The following is a 235-nucleotide window of genomic DNA, read 5'->3' as shown; positions in this document are numbered from 1 at the left end:
CCGGCGGCGCACGGCGCGGCGTCAGTACGTCAGTGCGCGGCGGCCCACAGCCACGCGCCGCACGCGATCGCGACCGCCCCGTACACCGCATACACGGGCGCCTTGAAGCGCGCGAAGCACAGCGTCGCGAACGCGCCGGTGAGCCAATAAACGGGATCGACCGGCTCGCGATGCAGGATCTTGACGACGGCGACGACGAGAAAGCCGGTGGTCGCCGCACGCAGCAGCCGCATTC

General features: G+C 71.1%; 1 pseudogene. It reads right to left on the bottom strand.

What is annotated here, in order from left to right:
* Positions 1-29 precede the first annotated feature (29 nt).
* A pseudogene (locus SB751_RS35410) lies at positions 30-235 on the bottom strand (chromate transporter); the annotation flags it as partial.

The sequence above is a fragment of the Cupriavidus sp. SIMBA_020 genome (assembly GCF_046535395.1).
Taxonomy (GTDB): domain Bacteria; phylum Pseudomonadota; class Gammaproteobacteria; order Burkholderiales; family Burkholderiaceae; genus Cupriavidus; species Cupriavidus campinensis.
Note: the sequence above shows the minus strand (reverse complement) of the source record. Positions and strands in the feature narration are given on the sequence as shown.